The organism is Streptomyces sp. NTH33, assembly GCF_003236365.1.
In the GTDB taxonomy this organism is placed as follows: Bacteria; Actinomycetota; Actinomycetes; order Streptomycetales; family Streptomycetaceae; genus Streptomyces.
In genome coordinates, this window is the sequence record NZ_POTZ01000885.1 from 1 (window position 1) to 1385 (window position 1385).

Annotated in this window: 1 protein-coding gene; it reads right to left on the reverse strand. The window is 77.3% G+C overall.

What is annotated here, in order from left to right; genetic code table 11:
• Positions 1-1238, reverse strand: a 1238-nt coding sequence (locus C1I97_RS37255; RefSeq protein ID WP_111007285.1) for a PucR family transcriptional regulator ligand-binding domain-containing protein, incomplete at its 3' end; no start/stop codon positions are given.
• Between the last annotated feature and the right edge of the window lie 147 nt (positions 1239-1385).

Genomic DNA, 1385 nt, shown 5'->3' on the forward strand with positions numbered 1-1385 from the left:
CGGAGGCGGAGCGGCCGGTGCATCCCCGCACGCTCCACACCCGCCCGCAGCGCCGCCGCGACCCGGTCCGCGACCGCCGGCCGCTCCGCCTCCGAGCGCAGGCCGACCAGCAGCGGCACACGGCCCTCCACGGGCCGTACGCCCAGCAGCACCGGCACGCCCACCGAGGCCAGCTCCTCCGCGACCGCGCGGGCCAGCACCGCCCAGCCTCCGCCACTGGCCGCCGGGCTCGCACCTGCGGTGCCCCCGGCGGGCGCGAGCGTGTCGCCCAGGCGCATGACGACGGGCAGCAGCGGACTGCTGCCCGGCTTGAAGCCGAGCACACGGGCCTGAGCGGGGGCGTCCTCGGCGGCGATACGGCCCTCGGCGAGGTCGGTGAGGAAGTCGCCGCGGCCGCGCGCCGCCAGCTCCTCCTCCTGGCGGGCGTGCATCAGCACCACGGCCAGGACGCCCGCCGCCCGCTCGGCCGCCATCCGGTGCACCGGGGCCAGCGGCGAGCGCACCGGCAGCATCACCAGCCGGGCGCGCACCGAGCCGGTGCCGGGGCCGCCGCCGGGCACGTCCACGAGGACCGAACCGGCCGGCGGCGAGGCGTCCTTGTGCTGGCCGCGCAGCCCTTCCCAGACCTGCAGCGGATCGGCGCCCTCGGGGCCGGAGCCGGCCGCGTACAGCAGCTGTCCGTCCGGGGTCTCCAGGAAGACGGGGTTGCCGCAGAAACCGGCCAGGATGGCCAGCACCTGGGGCACACCGCCGCCGCCGAGCAGCGCCTGGGTGCAGCGGCGGTGCACCTCCTCGGCCCGCTGGAGCAGCGCGTAGTGGCCGTTGACGATCTCCGTGTGGATCTCCTCGGTGACCGTCACGAACGGCACCTCGCGGTGCAGCTGGACGAGCGGGAGACCGGCGGTGCGGGCGGTCTCGACGAGGGCCGCGGGCAGGCGCGCGAAGCGGGGGCCCAGCTCCACGACGAGGGCCGCGATGCCGCGGTCGGCGAGGGTGCGGACGAAGGCGCGCTGGTCGGCGGGGCGGGTGCCGAGGCCGTAGCCGGTGGTCAGCAGGAGTTCGCCGCCCTTGAGGAGGGAGGCGATGTTGGGGACCTCGCCGGCGTGCACCCAGCGGACGGTACGGGTGAGTTTGTCGGCGCCGGCGAGGACCTCGGGGAGGCCGCTGCGGAGGCCGGGCAGTTCGAGGGCGCGCTGGACGGTGATGCCGGTGCCCTCGGGGTCGAAGCTGCGGTCCATGAAAGCGGACGGTACCCGTGCCCGCGGCGCGGTGGCAGCTCCGGGCACCCCGAGCGGTGCGGGTGCCCGGAGCCGGTGCGAGCCGGGTGGGGCGGCTTGCCCGCGCTTGCGGGGTGCCTCCCCGGGCTCTTCGAGGAGGGGGTGCCC